General features: G+C 70.2%; 18 protein-coding genes. 11 read left to right on the top strand and 7 right to left on the bottom strand.

Annotation, left to right across the window (positions count from 1 at the left end):
• Positions 1 to 192: 192 nt before the first annotated feature.
• A complete protein-coding gene (gene uvrA, locus C8D81_RS07395; RefSeq protein ID WP_172421971.1) occupies positions 193 to 3,378 on the top strand; it encodes an excinuclease ABC subunit UvrA in 3,186 nt (1,061 codons plus the stop codon).
• 161 nt (positions 3,379 to 3,539) lie between these two features.
• Positions 3,540 to 4,295, top strand: a complete 756-nt coding sequence (locus C8D81_RS07390) for a CDP-alcohol phosphatidyltransferase family protein (protein ID WP_166646705.1) — start codon at positions 3,540 to 3,542, stop codon at positions 4,293 to 4,295.
• Here C8D81_RS07390 and C8D81_RS07385 read toward each other — a convergent pair.
• The 6 genes from C8D81_RS07385 to C8D81_RS07360 form a co-directional block, all read right to left on the bottom strand.
• A complete protein-coding gene (locus C8D81_RS07385; protein WP_133625786.1) occupies positions 4,287 to 5,063 on the bottom strand; it encodes a TspO/MBR family protein in 777 nt (258 codons plus the stop codon). The genes C8D81_RS07390 and C8D81_RS07385 overlap by 9 nt on opposite strands.
• Before the next feature lie 83 nt (positions 5,064 to 5,146).
• Complete coding sequence (locus C8D81_RS07380; RefSeq protein ID WP_133625785.1) at positions 5,147 to 6,130, bottom strand: phosphatase domain-containing protein; 984 nt, start codon at positions 6,128 to 6,130, stop codon at positions 5,147 to 5,149.
• Positions 6,123 to 7,169, bottom strand: coding sequence for a diacylglycerol/lipid kinase family protein (locus C8D81_RS07375; RefSeq protein WP_133625784.1), 1,047 nt, complete (start codon positions 7,167 to 7,169; stop codon positions 6,123 to 6,125). Before C8D81_RS07375 ends, C8D81_RS07380 begins: the two co-directional genes overlap by 8 nt.
• A gap of 4 nt (positions 7,170 to 7,173) precedes the next feature.
• Complete coding sequence (locus C8D81_RS07370) at positions 7,174 to 7,632, bottom strand: Rieske (2Fe-2S) protein (RefSeq protein ID WP_133625783.1); 459 nt, start codon at positions 7,630 to 7,632, stop codon at positions 7,174 to 7,176.
• A complete protein-coding gene (locus C8D81_RS07365) occupies positions 7,629 to 7,895 on the bottom strand; it encodes a hypothetical protein (protein WP_133625782.1) in 267 nt (88 codons plus the stop codon). Before C8D81_RS07365 ends, C8D81_RS07370 begins: the two co-directional genes overlap by 4 nt.
• Entirely contained in the window at positions 7,892 to 8,608 is a 717-nt protein-coding gene (locus C8D81_RS07360) for a hypothetical protein (RefSeq protein ID WP_133625781.1), read from the bottom strand. The genes C8D81_RS07365 and C8D81_RS07360 overlap by 4 nt, the downstream gene beginning before the upstream one ends.
• Positions 8,609 to 8,906: 298 nt before the next feature.
• On the opposite strand from C8D81_RS07360, the gene uvrC reads away from it, so the two are divergent.
• The 4 genes from uvrC to whiA all read left to right on the top strand — a co-directional run bounded on the left by uvrC (position 8,907) and on the right by whiA (position 13,936).
• Positions 8,907 to 10,907 carry an excinuclease ABC subunit UvrC gene (uvrC, locus tag C8D81_RS07355; RefSeq protein WP_094361189.1) on the top strand — a complete coding sequence of 667 codons (2,001 nt, stop codon included), beginning with the start codon at positions 8,907 to 8,909 and terminating at the stop codon, positions 10,905 to 10,907.
• Positions 10,908 to 10,972: 65 nt separating this feature from the next.
• A complete protein-coding gene (gene rapZ / locus C8D81_RS07350) occupies positions 10,973 to 11,845 on the top strand; it encodes an RNase adapter RapZ (protein ID WP_094361191.1) in 873 nt (290 codons plus the stop codon).
• Complete coding sequence (locus C8D81_RS07345; protein ID WP_094405352.1) at positions 11,842 to 12,810, top strand: gluconeogenesis factor YvcK family protein; 969 nt, start codon at positions 11,842 to 11,844, stop codon at positions 12,808 to 12,810. The genes rapZ and C8D81_RS07345 overlap by 4 nt, the downstream gene beginning before the upstream one ends.
• A gap of 145 nt (positions 12,811 to 12,955) precedes the next feature.
• Positions 12,956 to 13,936, top strand: a complete 981-nt coding sequence (whiA, locus tag C8D81_RS07340) for a DNA-binding protein WhiA (RefSeq protein ID WP_094360918.1) — start codon at positions 12,956 to 12,958, stop codon at positions 13,934 to 13,936.
• Here the strand turns inward: whiA and C8D81_RS07335 are convergent.
• The gene (locus C8D81_RS07335) at positions 13,911 to 14,612 is read right to left on the bottom strand and encodes a ThuA domain-containing protein (RefSeq protein ID WP_094405351.1); all 702 of its coding nucleotides are present in this window, start codon (positions 14,610 to 14,612) and stop codon (positions 13,911 to 13,913) included. The genes whiA and C8D81_RS07335 overlap by 26 nt on opposite strands.
• A 158-nt stretch (positions 14,613 to 14,770) precedes the next feature.
• On the opposite strand from C8D81_RS07335, the gene gap reads away from it, so the two are divergent.
• From gap to C8D81_RS07310, 5 genes are all read left to right on the top strand, one after another.
• Entirely contained in the window at positions 14,771 to 15,778 is a 1,008-nt protein-coding gene (gene gap / locus C8D81_RS07330) for a type I glyceraldehyde-3-phosphate dehydrogenase (protein WP_094360914.1), read from the top strand.
• A 10-nt stretch (positions 15,779 to 15,788) separates the two neighbouring features.
• On the top strand, positions 15,789 to 16,997 hold the full coding sequence (locus tag C8D81_RS07325) for a phosphoglycerate kinase (protein WP_094405350.1): 1,209 nt from the start codon (positions 15,789 to 15,791) through the stop codon (positions 16,995 to 16,997).
• Positions 16,994 to 17,788 (top strand): triose-phosphate isomerase, encoded by a 795-nt coding sequence (gene tpiA / locus C8D81_RS07320; protein WP_094405349.1) that lies wholly within the window; start codon positions 16,994 to 16,996, stop codon positions 17,786 to 17,788. The genes C8D81_RS07325 and tpiA overlap by 4 nt, the downstream gene beginning before the upstream one ends.
• 121 nt (positions 17,789 to 17,909) lie before the next feature.
• Positions 17,910 to 18,155, top strand: coding sequence for a preprotein translocase subunit SecG (gene secG / locus C8D81_RS07315; protein ID WP_094361187.1), 246 nt, complete (start codon positions 17,910 to 17,912; stop codon positions 18,153 to 18,155).
• A gap of 82 nt (positions 18,156 to 18,237) precedes the next feature.
• Positions 18,238 to 18,594, top strand: a complete 357-nt coding sequence (locus tag C8D81_RS07310) for an RNA polymerase-binding protein RbpA (protein ID WP_094360908.1) — start codon at positions 18,238 to 18,240, stop codon at positions 18,592 to 18,594.
• The last annotated feature ends 13 nt before the right edge of the window (positions 18,595 to 18,607 follow it).

Below are 18,607 nucleotides of genomic sequence, written 5' to 3'. Positions count from 1 at the left end.
CTCCTCACCCGCGAACGTGGGAAGAGCCGGACGGCGGGCGGCACCCGGACGTTGGCAGCGTAATCGCTGGCTCGCCGCCCCGGCCGACGCCACGCCACGGGCGGCGGAGTTCGGCCGGATCCGCCTGCTCGCTCAGGGCTGAACCGGTCCCTTTCGGTTTGTCAGACCAGCGCCGTAGGCTCGACTCTCGTGATGGAACGGCTGATCGTCCGGGGTGCCCGGGAACACAATCTGCGCAATGTCTCGCTGGATCTCCCGCGGGACTCGCTGATCGTGTTCACCGGCCTGTCCGGCTCGGGCAAGTCCAGTCTGGCCTTCGACACGATCTTCGCCGAGGGCCAGCGGCGCTACGTCGAATCGCTGTCGGCGTACGCCCGGCAGTTCCTCGACCAGGCCGACAAACCCGACGTCGATTTCATCGAGGGGCTCTCGCCTGCGGTCTCGATCGACCAGAAGTCGACCTCCCGCAACCCGCGCTCGACCGTCGGCACCATCACCGAGGTGCACGACTATCTGCGCCTGTTGTACGCGCGGGCCGGGCGGCCGCACTGCCCGATCTGCGGTGAGCCGGTCTCCAAGCAGTCGCCGCAGCAGATCGTCGACCGGCTGCTGGCGCTGCCCGAGGGCACCCGGTTCCAGGTGCTGGCACCGGTGATCCGCGGCCGCAAGGGTGAATACGTCGACCTGTTCCGCCAGCTCGCCACCGATGGTTTCGCCCGTGCCCGGGTGGACGGCGAGACCCATCAGCTGACCAGCCCGCCGACGCTGAACAAGCAGCAGAAGCACAACATCGACGTGGTCGTCGACCGGATCGCGATCAAGCCGTCGGCGAAGCAGCGGCTCACCGACTCGGTGGAGACGGCGCTGCGGCTGGCCAACGGCGTGGTCGCGGTCGACTTCGTCGATCTGGATCCCAAGGATCCGGAGCGGGAGCGGCGCTACTCGGAGAAGATGGCCTGCCCCAACGATCACGACATCTCGATCGAGGAGCTGGAGCCGCGGCAGTTCTCCTTCAACGCGCCCTGGGGCGCCTGCCCGGAGTGCTCCGGCCTCGGCACCCGGATGGAGGTCGACCCGGAGCTGGTCGTGCCCGACGACTCCAAGACCCTCGACGAGGGAGCGATCGCGCCCTGGTCCGGTGCGCACGTCGCCGACTACTTCGGCAAACTGCTGCGCTCGCTGGCCAGGACCGAGGGCTTCGACACCGACACCCCGTGGCGCGAGCTGAGCGCCGCCGACCAGAAGATCGTGCTGCACGGGGTCGGCGATCCGCTGCTGGTGCGTTACCGCAACCGCTACGGGCGGGAGCGGTCCTACTCGGCGAAATACGAGGGCGTGGTGCCCTACATCAAGCGGCGGCACGCCGAGGCCGAGACCGACACCTCCCGGGAGCGGTTCGCCGGTTACATGCGCGAGGTGCCCTGCACCGCCTGCCGCGGCGCCCGGCTCAAGCCGAGCTCGCTGGCGGTCACCGTCGGCGGCCGCAACATCGCCGAGGTGTCGGACCTGTCGATCGCCGAGGCGGCCGAGTTCCTCGGTTCCTTGGAGCTGAGCCACCGGGAACGGCAGATCGCCGAACGGGTGCTCAAGGAGATCCACGAGCGGCTCCGGTTCCTGCTCGATGTCGGGCTGGACTATCTGACCCTGTCCCGGCCCGCGGGGTCGCTGTCCGGCGGTGAGGCGCAGCGGATCAGGCTGGCCACCCAGATCGGCGCCGGCCTGGTCGGCGTGCTCTACGTGCTCGACGAGCCGAGCATCGGGCTGCACCAGCGCGACAACCACCGGCTGATCGAGACCCTGGTCCGGCTCCGCGACCTGGGCAACACGCTGATCGTCGTCGAGCACGACGAGGACACCATCCGCACCGCCGACTGGGCCGTCGACATCGGCCCCGGGGCGGGGGAGCACGGCGGCCATGTCGTCGTCTCCGGTCCGGTCGACGAGCTGCTGACCAGCACCGACTCGCTCACCGGGGCCTACCTGTCGGGGCGCCGCAGCATCCCGATGCCGACCCATCGCCGGCCCGGCAAGGGCCTGGCGGTGACCGTGCACGAGGCCACCGAGAACAACCTCGACAACGTCACCGTCTCCTTCCCGCTCGGGCAGCTGGTGTCGGTGACCGGGGTGTCGGGGTCGGGCAAGTCGACCCTGGTCAACCAGATCCTCTACACGGCGCTGGCCAAGCGGATCTACAACGCCCGCGAGGTGCCCGGCCGGCACCGGTCGATCACCGGTGCCGAACACATCGACAAGGTGATCCACGTCGACCAGTCGCCGATCGGGCGGACGCCGCGGTCGAACCCGGCCACCTACACCGGCGTCTTCGACCACATCCGCAAGCTGTTCGCGTCCGCACCGGAGGCGAAGGTGCGCGGTTACCAGCCCGGCCGGTTCTCGTTCAACGTCAAGGGCGGGCGCTGTGAGGCGTGCTCCGGTGACGGCACGATCAAGATCGAGATGAACTTCCTGCCCGATGTCTACGTGCCCTGCGAGGTCTGCAAGGGCGCGCGATACAACCGCGAGACCCTCGAGGTGCACTACAAGGGCCGGACGATCGCCGAGGTGCTGGACATGCCGATCGAGGAGGCGGCCGAGTTCTTCGCCGCCATTCCGGCGATCGCCCGGCACCTCAAGACGCTCAACGATGTCGGCCTGGGTTATGTACGCCTCGGCCAACCGGCACCGACGCTGTCCGGTGGCGAGGCACAGCGGGTGAAGCTGGCCGCCGAGCTGCAGAAGCGGTCCACCGGTCGCACCCTCTATGTGCTCGACGAGCCGACCACCGGCCTGCACTTCGAGGACATCCGCAAGCTGCTCGGTGTCCTCGGCCGACTGGTCGACGCCGGGAACTCGGTGGTGGTGATCGAGCACAACCTCGATGTCATCAAGACCTCGGACTGGATCATCGACATGGGTCCCGAGGGTGGTTCCGGTGGTGGCCGGCTGCTCGTGGAGGGTACGCCGGAGACCGTCGCCGACACCCCGGAGTCGCACACCGGTCGGTTCCTCAAGCCGCTGCTGGAGGGTCACCACGTGCCGGTCGCGCTGCCCGAGGAGCCCCTGTTCGAGGCGCCCGAGCCGGTGAAGGGTGCGAAGGGCCGCCGTGCGGCGAAGCAGTCGCCGAGCACGCGGGCCGTCGCGGCCAACGGGTCGGCGAAGCAGAGCACCGCCAAGCAGACCCCCGCCAAGCAGCCCCCCGCCAAGCAGCCCCCCGCCAAGAAGGCCCCGGCCAAGCAGACCCCCACGAAGAAGGCGGCTGCAGGCAGGGCGACCGCGAAGAAGGCGGCACCGGCGAAGAAGGCCGCAGCCAAGAAGGCCGCCGCGAAGAAGGCGCCGGCGAAGAAGTCGGGTACGCGGAAGGCCGCCGCGCGCCGCTGATGGACCATGCGATCCATCGATTCCTGAGTGCATCCGTCGAGCCCCGCAGCACGCGACGGATGGACCCTCGATTCGATGGATCGCAGCGGAGGGGGCGCAACCGCACGCCGCTGAGCACCGGTCAGTTCGCGGTTGCCCTCCTCGGCAGGCAGAATCGCGGGGTGCCCAGCTCAGCCCCCGCCGCCGCCGACCGCCGGTCGGCGTACACCGTCGGTCAGCACCTCGGCGCCTGGGCGGTGCACGCGCTGACCATGTCCGGCATCGTCTGGGCCGTCCTGGCGCTGCTCGCGCTGCTCCGGCAGGACCTGCTGGCGATGTGGGGCTGGCTCGCGGTCGCGCTGGTCGTCGACGGGCTGGACGGCACGCTCGCCCGCCGTGCCGAGGTGAGCCAGCGGATCCCGTGGTTCGACGGGACCGCCCTGGACACCGTCGTCGACTATCTGACCTGGACCTTCATCCCGGCCCTGTTCCTCTATCTGCACATCCCCTTCGGCCCGGCGCCGATGCCGCTGCTGATGATGCTGCTGATCAACGTGTCCTCGTTGTTCTGCTACTGCAACAAGGGCATGAAATCCAGCGACTACTACTTCGTCGGCTTCCCGGCGGCCTGGAACATCGTCGCGGTCTATCTGTGGCTGCTCGACACCGGGCCGGTGTTCAACGTGATCGCGACGATCGTGCTCTCCGCGCTCACCCTGGCCCCGATCGATTTCCTGCATCCGTTCCGGGTACGCCGGCTGATGGCGGTCAACATCCTCGCGGTGGCCGCCTGGCTCGCCGGCACCATCTGGCTGGTGCTGGCCCACCCGGACGCCCCGCTGCCGGCGCAGCTGATCTGGTGGCTCGGCGGCGGCTGGTTCTTCGCCGTCAGCCTGCTGCGCACCATCCGCGGCCGCGCCGACGACACCTCAGGCTGACGCGACGGCCGGGGTACGCCGGGAGAACAGCGCCGTCGCCGCCAGCACCAGCAGCGCCACTAGCGCCGCCACCACACCGACCAGCGCCGACTGCGGGGCATCGGTGAGCCGGCCGATCGCGATCCAGGCCAGGCCCCAGCCGAGGGCCAGGCCGACGCCCCACTTGCCGCCCAGGCTGCGTGCCTGCGCCAGGCCGATCACCCCGGCGACGGCCAGCACGACCACCGCCACGATCGGGTTCGCGCCACCGAAGTCCACCCCGGAGGAGGCCAGCGCGGCCGCGATGTTGGCGACCGTCGCGATGGTCACCCAGCCCAGATAGAGCCCCATCGTGCCGTCGACGACCACGGTCTCCACCGGGCCGGTGGGCCGGGTGCGGGCGAGCCGCCGGCCGATGATCGACAGCACCGCCAGCAGCGCGATGATCACCAGCACGCTCACCCAGATCCAGCCGACCTGGGTGACGCCGAGCCAGACGGCGTTGAGCACCATCGAGACCGCGATCAGCGGCCCGGTCGCGCGGGCCCGGTCACTCGTCCGCTGCGCCGGCAGCCACTGCCACACCACATGGGCGAGCAGCCCGAGATAGATCACCGACCAGATCGTGAAGGCGGGGCCGGCCGGAGCCAGCAGCGTCGCATCGGCGGCCAGCGAACCGCCGGAGGACTCCTCGACCCGGGTGCCGATCAACCCCGTACCGAACGCGGTGCCGACCAGGCAGACGGCCATGGCGACCGTGACCAGGATCCTGCGGGTGGTGTCGTTCATGGTGACTCCCGTCGTCGCGACCAACCTGGTCGTGCGACCCACACTAATGGCCCGCCCCACGCGCGGCGGTTCAGTCGGGCGGTTCAGTCGGGCAGGGCGGCCAGGTCGCGTTCGAACAGCTCCCGCATCCTCACCCGCTGCTCCGGCGAATCCCAGCGCAACCGTTCGAAGTCGGCGACCGCCTCGGCCGCCACCCGGGCCAGCGATCCATCGCTGATCAACCCGTGCCGCCACGCCACCAGGGCCGCGCCCACATAGGTGTCGACGAACCAGATCCCGCGCTCGGCGTACGCCTGCCGCTCGGCCCGGTCGGTGGCCACCACGTCGTGGATCAGCACCAGCCGGACGGCCGGCCCGTGCCGGGCGTACAACTGCTCGCCGACGATCACATCGCCCTGGCCCGAATCACCGAGGAAAACCAACCCGTACTCGGGAAACAGCCGCCGGTACCGCCGTACGTTGGTCAGCTTGCGGGTCGCCATCGAGCGATGGCTGAACAGATTCCGCAGGCCCCCGGAGAGCATCGACATCTTCGAGATGCCGGCCCTGCGCAGCACCTCGCGGGAGTAACCCTCGATCAGCCCCCAGGCGTCCTTCGGGCGGGCGGTGAGGAAGGTCAGATCACCGGTGTCGAAGGGGCGGCCGCTGGGGCCCTGATCGAGAGCCTGGTAGAGCGCGAGCAGTCCCGGATAGACGGTGCCGCGCGGATAGCGGCGATCGTTCAGCGCGCAGAGTGCGGTGTCGTCGATGTCGGAGAGCACCTTCGGATCACCGATGTCGAGCCGATCGGCCTCGTCGGCGAAGTGGTCCAGGATCCGCTGGCGCACCCGACCGGCCCGCAGATCGGTGAACACCAGATCCTCCAGATCGCGGGCCTCGTGGGTGTTGATCAGATTCTTCAACCGGGTCAGTCGTGGACCGTGCACCCCGAGCAGCAGCTCGGCGAGCGCCGCATCGCGCTCGCGGCCGCGGCGCCGCTCCTGCATCTGGTGCGCGGCATGCGCGAGGCGGGCCAGCTCCGGGTCGTCGGTCTGCCGCTGTTCGGGTGTCTGGCTCTGTTCAAGCATCGGCGGTCCCGGTGGTGAAGGGGGTGGGGCGTCCGGTACGCCGGGCGCGCGGGCGATCGAGGCGGACCAGCAGGGCGCCGGGGTCGACGGAGAAGACGGCCTCACCGACCGAGGGCAGCACGTCACCGTCCAACTGCACCGGATGCGGCTGCTCGGGTACCACGCGGACGGTCCGGGCGCGGCCCAGCACCAGCCCGGAACCGGGGACCGGTCGGTGCCGCAGCCCCTGCCAGGCGACCGGCAACCACTGGGCCGGGTGGCGTACCCGGGCCTCCATCAGCTCCAACCGGCCGTCGTCGAGCAGGGCGTGCGGGAAGACCGCGATGCCACCGGGGATCCGGCCGCAGTTGCCGACCAGCACCGACCACACCTCGGTGTCCTCGGCGGCCTGCTCGTCGACCTGCAACCGGACCCGCACGGGACGGCGATGCAGATGCTGCGCGCCGGCCCCCAGATAGGCGAGCCAGCCCAGCCGGGACTTGGTGTGCGCGGAGGTGGCCAGCACCGTGTGCGCGTCGTGGCCCATCCCGGCGAGCACCAGGAAGGTCTCCTCGGGCAGCCAGTCACCGGTGTCCGCGTGGGCGCGGACCGACACCCGGCCGAGGTCGACCGGGGCGGTGGCGCCGTGCAGCGCCAACCGGATCGCGCGACGCAGATTTCCCGGTGGCAGCAGCAGATTCCGGGCGAACAGGTTCGCGGTGCCCAGCGGCACGACCCCGAGCGGTACGCCGGAGTGCGCGAGCCCGCGCGCCACCTCGCGCACCGTGCCGTCGCCACCGAGCGCGACCACCAGGTCGGCCCCGTCGGCGACGGCCTGCTCGGCCTGTTCGGCACCGGCCTCGGCGATCGTGGTGGTGACGATCGACGGTTCGGGCCAGCCGGCCTGCTCGCAGGCGGTCCGCAGTTCGCCGGCCGCCCACTCGGCCTTCGGTCGGATCGGGTTGACCACGCCGACCACGCGCGTCGGGCGCGCCGGGTCGGCCAGCGGTGCCCGCAGCAGTGGCAACTTCGCGGTGGACCAGGGACGCCCGATCAGCACCGGGTCAGCCGATCCGCAGGTTGTCGCCGTCGTCGGTGACTGTCGCCGGTTGCAGCCCGGTTCGCGCGGGGCCGAGGGTGCGGCTGCCGTCGACGATCGAGAATTCCGAACCGTGGCAGGCGCAGACGATCTGCTGCTGCCGGACGTAGGACACCGAACAGCCGCCGTGCGGGCAGATGTTGCTGAACGCCCGGAAGTCACCGGCGGTCGGCTGGGTCACCACGAACCGCTTCTCCAGCACCACGCCACCGCCCACCGCGACCTTGTCCTTGGGCACCTGGACCGGTGGGGCGGACGGGGTCGGGGACGGGGACGGGGCAGCCTGGCTCTGATCCCCGCAGGCGGTGGCCGCCAGGCCGACACCGAGACCGGCGGCGGCCACCACACCGCCGCGCAGCACCCGACGCCGATCCGGGCGGGTCGGGCTGTCGGGTCCGTCGGCCCCGGGCCGGTGCTCGGTCATCGGTTCTCCTTCGCGGTGGAGGTCTGGACCGCAGCCATCCCGGTGCGCGCCAACTCGGCGGTGATCCGGCGGTCGGTCCAGATCTTCCACCCCTCGATCAGGAATCCGGACAGGATCAACAGGGCCACGACAAGCACCACCCACCACGGATAGTCCTCCCCGGTCGCCCAGAAATAGACGTACGGCGCGACGAAGGTGACCGCGGTGACCAGCGTGCCCAGGGCCCGGACCAGCCGTCGCTTGGCGGTGACCATCGCGATCACCCCCCAGGTGTAGGGGATCGCGCGGTGAGCATGTCGATCGCCCAGAGGATCCCGAGATGGCCCTTGAACTCCTTGACGAAGGTCACCGGCAGCGCCCGGAGCGCCGAATAGATCAGCACCACCACATAGAAGAAGACCGCCGGGTCCCGCAGCCACCGGCCGATCGCGCTGCGCCGGACATGCGGCACCTCGAGCCGTTCCAGGGCGCGGACCAGACGCGACGGGGTACGCAGGGTGTCGATCCCGCTCAGCGAACGCGCCAGCCAGGCCCGGCGGAGCGGGTCGGCGTCGTCGGCGGACCAGGCCTCGGCGAGCTGCAGCGGGTTGATCGCCAGCGGCTCCTGGCCGTGGTGCACCTCGCCGATCAGATGCACCTGGTCGGGGCCGAAGATCTGCTGCAGCCGCTCCAGGCCCTCGGTGTCGGCGTGGAAGATCCAGAGCTGGATGCCGCGGGCCAGGCTGTCCGAGAGCAGATCGCCGACCAGCCGTCCCTCGGCATCACCGGCCAGGAAGTCCTGCGGTGCGCTGGTCAACCGGCCCAGTTCGGGCAGGTCGCGGACGTGCCGGGGGCGCAGGTCGGAGATCCGGCGTACGCCCGCCGCCCGCATCAGCGCGTCGGCGTCGATCGGCAACTCCCGCGCGGTCGCCAGCGACAGCACATCGCCGCCCTGCACCAGCTCGCGCAGGGCGGTGCGTACCTCCCCGCTCGCCATGCGGCCCATGCTAGGGGGAACCTGTGCCACAAGTGGACAGGTCGGGGCCCAATCGGGGGACGCGTCCTCCTGTGGTCGGGGAGTCATCTCGACACGTCGGCCATTGCTCCGCTGCGCTGCGCATGGCCGACTACTCGATGAGCGGGCTGCGTCGGCCATTGCTCCGCTGCGCTGCGCATGGCCGACTACTCGATGAGCGGGCTGACCGGCCGACGCGGGCCCGGTGGCTTCGACTCGGTCGTTCCTCCCTCGCTCAGCCAGCGGGCGCGGGGTCAGCGGCGGTGACTACGCTGGCCTGATGGCCGATCCCTCCAGCTACCGCCCCGCGCCCGGGGCCATTCCCACCCAACCGGGCGTCTATCGTTTCTCCGACGAGCACGGCCGGGTGATCTACGTCGGCAAGGCCAAGAACCTGCGCTCCCGGCTCAACTCCTACTTCGCCGACCCGGCGAACCTGCTGGACCGCACCCGGCGGATGGTCACCACCGCGGCCAAGGTGGAGTGGACCGTCGTGCAGACCGAGGTCGAGGCGCTGCAGCTGGAGTACTCCTGGATCAAGGAGTTCGACCCGCGGTTCAACATCAAGTACCGCGACGACAAGTCCTATCCGTGGCTGGCGGTGACCTGGTCCCAGGAGTATCCGCGCGTCTTCGTGGGCCGTGGTGCCAAGCGGAAGGGCAACCGCTATTTCGGCCCCTACGGGCACGCCTGGGCGATCCGGGAGACCGTCGACCTGCTGCTGCGGGTGTTCCCGATGCGGTCCTGCTCGGACGGCACCTTCCGGAACGCCGCCGCGGCCGGCCGGCCCTGCCTGCTCGGCTACATCGACAAGTGCTCCGCGCCCTGCGTCGGCCGGATCTCGGCGGAGGACCATCGCCAGATCGTCGCCGACTTCATCCAGTTCATGAGCGGCCAGTCGACCACCATGCTGCGCCGGTTGCAGACCCGGATGAAGATCGCCTCCGACGACCAGGAGTACGAGCTCGCCGCGAAGATCCGCGACGACATCGGTGCCCTGAACCGGGCCACCGAGCAGAACGCGATCGTGCTCGGCGACGGCACCGACGCCGATGTGGTGGCGCTCGCCGAGGACCCGCTGGAGGTCGCGGTGCAGATCTTCCACGTCCGCGGTGGCCGGGTCCGCGGCGAACGCGGCTGGGTCGCCGATCGCACCGACGACGCCGACACCGGTGAGCTGGTCGAGACCTTCCTGCAGCAGCTCTACGGCGAGGTGCTCGCCGGCGCCACTCCGGTCGAGGGGGAGGGCGGTCGCTCGATCCCACGGGAGGTGCTGGTCCCGGTGCTGCCGCCCTCGGTCGGGCCGCTGGAGCAGGTGCTCGGTGAACGCCGCGGGGCCCGGGTCCAGATCCGGGTGCCCCAGCGCGGTGACAAGAAGACCCTGCTGGAGACCGTGACCCGCAACGCCAGGGAGGCGCTGGTCCGGCACAAGACCAAGCGGGCCTCCGACCTGACCACCCGGAACCGGGCGCTGGAGGAGATCGCCACCGCCCTCGATCTGCCGGAGCCGCCGCTGCGGATCGAGTGCTACGACATCTCCAACCTGCAGGGCAGCGAGGTGGTCGCCTCGATGGTCGTCTTCGAGGACGGCCTGCCGCGCAAGAGCGAGTACCGGCGGTTCGTGATCCGGGGCGTCGAGGGCCAGAACGACGTCGCCTCGATGCACGAGGTGATCACCCGCCGGTTCAAGCGGCTGCTCGACGATCGGCAGGCGATGGCCGCCGGCCGCGATGACGGTTCCGGTGGCGAACAGGCGCTGCTGGTCGACCCGACGACCGGGGCGCCGCGCAGGTTCGCGTACGCCCCGGCGCTGGTCGTGGTGGACGGCGGTCCGCCGCAGGTCGCCGCCGCCGCGGATGCGCTGGCCGAGCTCGGCATCACCGAGGTGGCCCTCTGCGGCCTGGCCAAGCGGCTCGAGGAGGTGTGGCTGCCCGATGAGGAGTATCCGGTGATCCTGCCGCGCTCCAGCGAGGGCCTCTATCTGCTGCAGCGACTCCGCGACGAGGCGCACCGCTTCGCGATCGGCCACCACCGCGGCCGACGCAGCCGCACCATGGTCGAATCGGTGCTCGACGACGTACCCGGGCTGGGCGAGGTGCGGCGCAAGGCGCTGATCGCCCATTTCGGTTCGCTGAAGAAGCTCCGTGCCGCGAGTACCGAGGAGATCGCCGCGGTCCCGGGCTTCGGCGTACGCACCGCCGAGGCGGTGCACGCGGCACTCGCCGGCAAGCCGGCCGGTGAGGCGATCAACATGACCACTGGGGAGGTGCTGTCGGATTGATCGATGGGGATAATGAGCGGGTGACCCAATCGATCGACCCGGATCCCGCCCCCAGCACCGTCGAGGTGGCCGCCCCATCGGGAGACGACATCCGGGTGGTGATCGTCACCGGGATGTCCGGCGCCGGTCGGCGTACCGCCGCCCACGCGCTGGAGGATCTCGGCTGGTACGTGGTCGACAACCTGCCGCCGGTGATGCTGCCCAAGCTCTACGAGCTGGCCCGGGCCGAGGGGATCACCCGGCTCGCCACCGTCCTCGACGTCCGCGGGCGCACCCTGTTCGAGGAATTGCCCGGTGTGTTCGCCCGGCTCGAATCGGCGGGTACGGTGCCCGAGATCCTGTTCATCGAGGCCAGCGACGAGGTGATCGTGCAGCGCCAGGAGTCCTCCCGGCGCCCGCACCCGCTGCAGGGCGACGGTCGCCTGCTCGACGGGGTACGCCGGGAGCGCGAGCTGCTCGCCACCCTGCGCGCCGGTGCCGACCTGGTGATCGACACCTCCGCGATGAACGTGCACCAGCTGACCTCGCGGGTGGTGCACGCCTATGAGGGTGAGGGCACCGACAAGCTGCGGGTCACGCTGATGTCCTTCGGCTTCAAGAACGGCATCCCGGTCGATGCCGACATGGTGATCGATGTGCGCTTCCTGCCGAACCCGCACTGGGTGCCCGAGCTGCGGCCGCAGACCGGGCTCAGCCAGCCGGTCGCCGACTATGTGCTGCGCCAGCCCGCGGCCGGGCCGTTCCTGCAGCAGCTGCAGGCCCTGATGATGACCGTCGCCCGCGGTTATCTCAATGAGGGCAAGAGATTCGCCACCGTCGGCATCGGCTGCACCGGCGGCAAGCACCGCTCCACCGCGATGGCCGAGGAGCTCGGCCGGCGGCTCCGCGAGGTCGGGATGCCGACCAAGGTGCTGCACCGTGATCTGGGGCGCGAATGAGCGTACGTCGCTTCGACCTTCCTTTCGAGCGGCTGCCGTCGGTGACCGCCTTCGGCGGCGGGCACGGGCTGTTCGCCTCGCTGTCCGCGCTGCGTCGGGTCACCGATCGGCTCACCGCCGTGGTCACGGTCGCCGATGACGGCGGTTCCTCGGGCCGGCTCCGGGAGGAGTTCGGTTGCCTGCCGCCGGGTGATCTGCGGATGGCGCTGGCCGCGCTCTGTGGGGACGACCACTGGGGCCGCACCTGGGCGGATGTGTTGCAGTCCCGGTTCACCGGCGACGGGCCGCTCGCCGGGCACGCGGTCGGCAATCTGCTGATCCTCGGCCTGTGGGAGAAGTTCGGCGACCCGGTGGCCGGGTTGGACATGGTCGCGGAGCTGCTCGGTGCCAAGGGCCGGGTGCTGCCGATGTCCTCGGTGCCGCTGCAGATCGTCGCCGAGGTGATCGGCATCGATCCGCTCAGCCCCGACGAGGTCTCCCTGGTCAGCGGGCAGGCCCGGGTGGCGAAGACCGAGGGCGAGGTGCACACCGTGCGGCTGGAGCCGGAGAACCCGCCGGCCCGCCCGGAGGTCATTGAGGTGGTCCGCGACACCGACTTCGTGGTCCTCGGCCCCGGTTCCTGGTTCACCTCGGTGATCCCGCACCTGCTGGTGCCCGAGCTGGCCGAGGCGATCATCGAGACCCGGGCCCGCCGGCTGCTCACCCTCAATCTGATGCCGGCCGATGAGACCGACGGCTACTCCGCCAGCCAGCATCTGGAGATCCTCGCCGACCACGCGCCCCGGCTCCGGCTGGACTACATCGTCGCCGACGAGACCTTCGCCCGCGACGACAAGCACCTGGCCAACTACGCGGTCTCGCTGGGTGCCGAACTGGTGCTGGCCGATCTGGCGATGCGCGATGGGACGCCTCGGCACGACCCGTTGCGGCTGGCTTCGATCTTCGCTGAACTGATGGGGGTCTGATATCAATGTCATTCTTGTCCGCGAGGCTTCGGACCTGGACTCCCGTCCGGGCGTCTCGAACCGGTACGCCCATCCGGGCGTTTCGAACCGGGACGCCCATCCGGGCGTGCGCCCGGAGGTCCAGCACAGGAGGGAAGCGGTTCCGGTGGCACTGACGCAACAGGTGAAGGCCGAGCTGGCGACCATCTCGGTGACCAGGCCCAGCGCCCGGCGGGCCGAGGTCGCGGCCACGCTGCGGTTCGCCGGCGGGCTGCATCTCGCCGGTGGCCGGATCGTGATCGAGGCCGAACTGGACACCGGTGCCGCCGCGCGCCGGCTGCGGACCGCGATCAGCGACGTGTTCGGGCACGACTCCGACCTGGTCGTGGTGAGCGGCTCCGGGATCCGCCGCGGCACCCGCTACGTGGTCCGGGTGATCAAGGACGGTGAGGCGCTGGCCCGCCAGACCGGACTGATCGACTCCCGCGGCCGGCCCGCCCGCGGGCTGCCGCCGCAGGTGGTCTCCGGCGGGGCCGGGGACTGCGTGGCCGCCTGGCGCGGTGCCTTCCTGGCGCACGGATCGCTGACCGAACCCGGCCGTTCGATGTCGCTGGAGGTGACCGCCCCCGGCCCGGAGGCCGCACTGGCACTGGTCGGCGCCGCCCGCCGGCTGGACATCTCCGCCAAGGCCCGGGAGGTCCGCAATGTCGACCGGGTGGTGATCCGCGACGGCGATGCGATCGCGGCGATGCTGACCCGGATGGGTGCCCACCAGTGCGTGCTGGTCTGGGAGGAGCGCCGGATGCGCCGCGAGGTGCGTGCCTCGGCCAACCGGCTGGCGAACTTCGACGACGCCAACCTGCGCCGCTCGGCGCGGGCCGCGGTCGCCGCCGGGGCGCGGGTCGAGCGGGCCCTGGAGATCCTCGGTGAGGATGTCCCGGAGCATCTGCAGGCCGCCGGGGTGCTGCGGGTGGAGAACAAGCAGGCGTCGCTGGAGGAGCTCGGTCAGCTGCACACCCCGCCGCTGACCAAGGACGCGGTGGCCGGCCGGATCCGGCGGCTGCTCGCGATGGCCGACAAGCGGGCCGCCGACCTCGGCGTACCGAACACCGAGGCCAGCCTCAGCCCGGAGATGCTGGAGGACTGACCTCGCGGTTCCCGAGCAGCCAGCGGGCGGCGTTGGTGACGAACCGTTTCGCGGTGGGGGAGTCGTACGCCCGGGCATCGTGACCCAGCCCGGAATAGACGGCGCGGCCATCCGCGCTCGCCCAGGCCATCACCTCAGCCGAACCGTCGAGGTCATGGTCCAGCAGCGGTACCGTGCCGGAATCCCTGCTGAGCAAGGAATAACGCTCATCCTCGGCCTCGACCTCGGTCAACCCGGCGAGCGTCGGATGATCCGGCGCCAGCACCCGGAACCGGCTCGGCCCGCGCGGCGGATGCATCGAGGTGCCGCGGATCCAGCGGCCGCCGAGGATGCCCCGCCAGGCCGGCCAGTCGGCGAAGGTGTTCGCCGCGGTATGCACCCCCAGCACCCGGCCGCCGTCGGCCAGCCAGCGTTCGCAGGCGGCGAAGGCGGCATCCCATTCGGCGTTGGCGGCGGGCGGGTTCGCCGGGTCGGCGCCGACACCGCAGTTGACCACCAGCAGGTCGATCCCGGCCAGCTCGCCGAGGGCGTCGGGTTCGTCGGTGCGCAGCTCCACCGGGTACGCCTCGGCCAGCCAGTCGCGCAGCGCGGCCCCGGTCTCGGCGAACGGATGCCACGGGTCGGCGTACCGCTGGTCACCGGTGAGGACACGGACGCGGGGGGTGACGATGTTCACGCGGTGAACCTAGCCCGCGGGGTTCAACGGCTGTACGGCGACCCCCGCGGGACCGATAGGGTGGAGCTGTCCGACAAGTCGGGCCGGCGTGGTCGGTGATCAAGCAGCCGCCAGCATCCGAATGGCCCGCATCGCGCAATGCGAAGGAGCACCCAAGAATGACCGTGAAGGTTGGAATCAACGGCTTCGGCCGCATCGGCCGCAACTACTTCCGGGCCCTGATGGCCTCCGGTGCCGACATCGAGGTCGTCGCCGCCAATGACCTGACCGACAACGCCGCGATCGCCCACCTGCTCAAGTTCGACACCGTGCTCGGCCGGTTCCCCGGTGAGATCGTCGCCAACGACGAGGGCATCACCGTCGACGGCAAGCTGATCAAGATCTTCTCCGAGAAGGACCCGGCGAACATCCCGTGGGGCGAACTCGGCGCCGACATCGTGATCGAGTCCACCGGCATCTTCACCGACGCCACCAAGGCCAAGGCGCACATCGACGGCGGTGCCAAGAAGGTCATCATCTCCGCTCCGGCGAAGAACGAGGACATCACCGTGGTGATGGGCGTCAACGACCAGGACTACGATCCGGCGACCCAGAACATCATCTCCAACGCGTCCTGCACCACCAACTGCCTGGCCCCGCTGGCCAAGGCGCTGAACGACGCGCTGGGCATCAACAAGGGTCTGATGACCACGGTGCACGCCTACACCCAGGACCAGAACCTGCAGGACGGCCCGCACAAGGACCCGCGCCGGGCCCGCGCCGCCGCGCAGAACATCGTGCCGACCTCCACCGGTGCGGCCAAGGCCATCGGCCTGGTGCTGCCGGAGCTGAAGGGCAAGCTGGACGGCTACGCCCTGCGCGTCCCGGTGATCACCGGTTCCGCCACCGACCTCACCTTCGAGGCCGGCCGGGAGACCTCGGTCGAGGAGGTCAACGAGATCATGAAGAAGGCCGCCGAGTCCGGTCCGCTGGCGCCGTACCTGAACTACAGCGACGATCCGCTGGTCTCCAGCGACATCGTCACCGACCCGGCGTCCTGCATCTTCGACTCCGGCCTGACCAAGGTGATCGGCAACAACGTCAAGGTCGTCGGCTGGTACGACAACGAGTGGGGCTACTCCAACCGGCTGGTCGACCTGACCAAGCTGGTCGGCGAGAAGCTCTGAGGGCCCGCGGATGAACTCGATCGCGGACCTGGGCGACCTGCGCGGTCGCAAGGTGCTGATCCGCTGCGATCTGAACGTCCCGCTGGACGGGGACCGGATCACCGACGACGGGCGGATCAAGGCCTCGGTACCGACGCTGACCAAGCTGCTCGACGCGGGGGCGCGGGTGATCGTGCTCGCCCACCTGGGTCGGCCGAAGGGTCAGGTCAAGACCGAGTTCTCCCTCGCCCCGGCCGCGACGCGGCTCGGCGAGCTGCTCGGCAAGGACGTGCAGCTCGCCGGTGATGTCGTCGGCGAGTCCGCCCAGGGCCTGGCCGAGGGCCTCGGCGACGGCGAGATCATGATGTGCGAGAACGTCCGCTTCGAACCGGGCGAGGAGTCCAAGGAGGAGGCTGAGCGGCAGCAGCTGGCCCAGGCGTACGCCGCCCTGGCCGGTGCCGAGGGTGCCTTCGTCTCCGACGGGTTCGGGGTGGTGCACCGCAAGCAGGCCTCGGTCTACGACGTGGCCAAGCTGCTGCCGAACGCGGCCGGTGATCTCGTCGAGAACGAGGTCGAGGTGCTGAAGCGGCTCACCGACGATCCGCAGCAGCCCTATGTGGTGGTGCTCGGTGGTGCCAAGGTCTCCGACAAGCTGAAGGTGATCGACAACCTGCTGGCCAAGGCCGATGCCCTGGTGATCGGTGGCGGGATGGTCTTCACCTTCCTCAAGGCCCAGGGTCACGAGGTCGGCAAGTCGCTGCTCGAGGAGGACCAGGTCGAGACCTGCCGCAACTACCTCGACCACGCCAACAAGAACTCCAAGGAGATCGTGCTGCCGACCGACATCGTGGTGGCGCCGGAGTTCAAGGCGGACGCCCCGGCGACCGTCGTACCGGCCGATGAGATGCCGGCGGATCAGCTCGGCCTGGACATCGGTCCGGAGTCGGCGCTGGCGTTCGCCAACGTGATCCGCTCGGCCAGGACGGTGTTCTGGAACGGCCCGATGGGCGTGTTCGAGATGGACGCCTTCGCCGGCGGGACCCGGGAGGTCGCCGAGGCGCTCACCCATGTGCACGGGCTGTCGGTGGTCGGCGGTGGGGATTCCGCCTCGGCGGTACGCCACCTCGGCTTCTCCGACGACCAGTTCGGGCACATCTCCACCGGCGGTGGCGCGTCGCTGGAATACCTTGAGGGCAAGGAATTGCCCGGTCTGGCCGTACTGGAGGGAGGCGATCGATGAGTGATCGCAAGCCGCTGATCGCCGGCAACTGGAAGATGAACCTGAACCACGTCGAGGCCAACGGGCTGGTGCAGAAACTGGCCTGGACGCTGAAGGATCACCGGCACGACCCGGCGAAGTCCGAGGTCGTCGTGCTGCCCCCGTTCACCGATCTGCGCACCGTGCAGACGCTGATCGAGGGTGACCGGCTGGAGATCGGTTACGGCGCCCAGGACGTGTCGGTGCACGACAGCGGCGCCTACACCGGGGAGATCTCGGCGGGGATGCTCGCCAAGCTCGGCTGCGGTTACGTCGTGGTCGGGCACTCCGAGCGCCGGCAGTACCACGACGAGACCGACGACGTGGTCGCCGCCAAGGCCCGGCTGGTGCTGGAGTGGGACATGATCCCGATCGTCTGCGTCGGCGAGGGCCTGGACGTCCGCCAGGCCGGCGACCAGGTCGCCTACACCCTGGAGCAGGTGCAGGGCTCGCTGGCCGGGATCGGCGACGAGGCGCTGGCCAAGGTGGTGATCGCCTACGAGCCGGTCTGGGCCATCGGCACCGGTGAGGTGGCGACCCCCGATGACGCCCAGGAGGTGTGTGGCGCGATCCGGCGATTCATCGCCGAACAGCGGCACATCGACCTGGCCGATCAGGTCCGGATCCTCTACGGCGGTTCGGTGAAGTCGGGAAACTGCGCCGACATCATGGACAAGCCGGACATCGACGGTGCCCTGGTCGGTGGCGCGAGCCTCGACCCGGAGGAGTTCGCCGCCATTGCGCGCTTCTACGACCTGCCCAGGGTCGGCTGAGACCGTCGCGTCGCATCATCGATAGCAGATCCCGGTACCGCACCAGCGGTGCCGGGATCTGCGTTTGGTCCATGGCCCCACGGGGATTAGAGTTGCGCGCGTGATTCTGCTCCCGCTGGCCATGCAGTGGCCGATCCTCGTCGTGACCATCGTGCTGGGTCTTACCAGCGTGATCCTGGCGCTGATGGTCCTGCTGCACAAGAGCCGTGGCGGCGGCATGTCGGACCTGTTCGGCGGTGGCATGTCCACCTCGCTGGGTGGCACCTCGATCGCCGAGCGCAACCTGGACCGGATCACCATCATCGTCGGCGCGATCTGGTTCGTCAGCATCCTTGCGTTGCTGGCGCTCTACCGGTTCCTGGCCTGATCGCCGACCACCCCCGAACCCCCGGCCGGATGCGGCCGGTCGACCCAATGGGCCCGCAGGCCCCGAAGAAGGAGACACACACGTGGTAGGTGGGAGCGCCATCCGAGGCAGCCGAGTCGGTGCCGGGCCGATGGGGGAGGCGGAGCGCGGGGACACCGCTCCGCGGCTGTATGTGTCCTACTTCTGCGCCAACTCGCACGAGACCCGCCCGGCCTTCGCGGCCGACGCACAGGTGCCGGAGACATGGGACTGCCCGCGCTGCGGCCTGCCGGCCAACATGGACGCCGAGAACCCGCCGCCGCCGCCGAAGACCACGCCCTACAAGACCCACCTGGCGTACGTGAAGGAGCGCCGCAGCGACTCCGAGGCCGAGGCCATCCTGGACGAGGCACTGACCGCCCTGCGCGCCCGCCGCGCCGCCGGCGAGGTCATCTACTGACAGTGGGGGCGGC

The sequence above is a fragment of the Enemella evansiae genome, assembly GCF_004362375.1.
GTDB classification, from domain to species: domain Bacteria; phylum Actinomycetota; class Actinomycetes; order Propionibacteriales; family Propionibacteriaceae; genus Enemella; species Enemella evansiae.
This window is presented reverse-complemented; position numbering and strand designations above follow the sequence as displayed.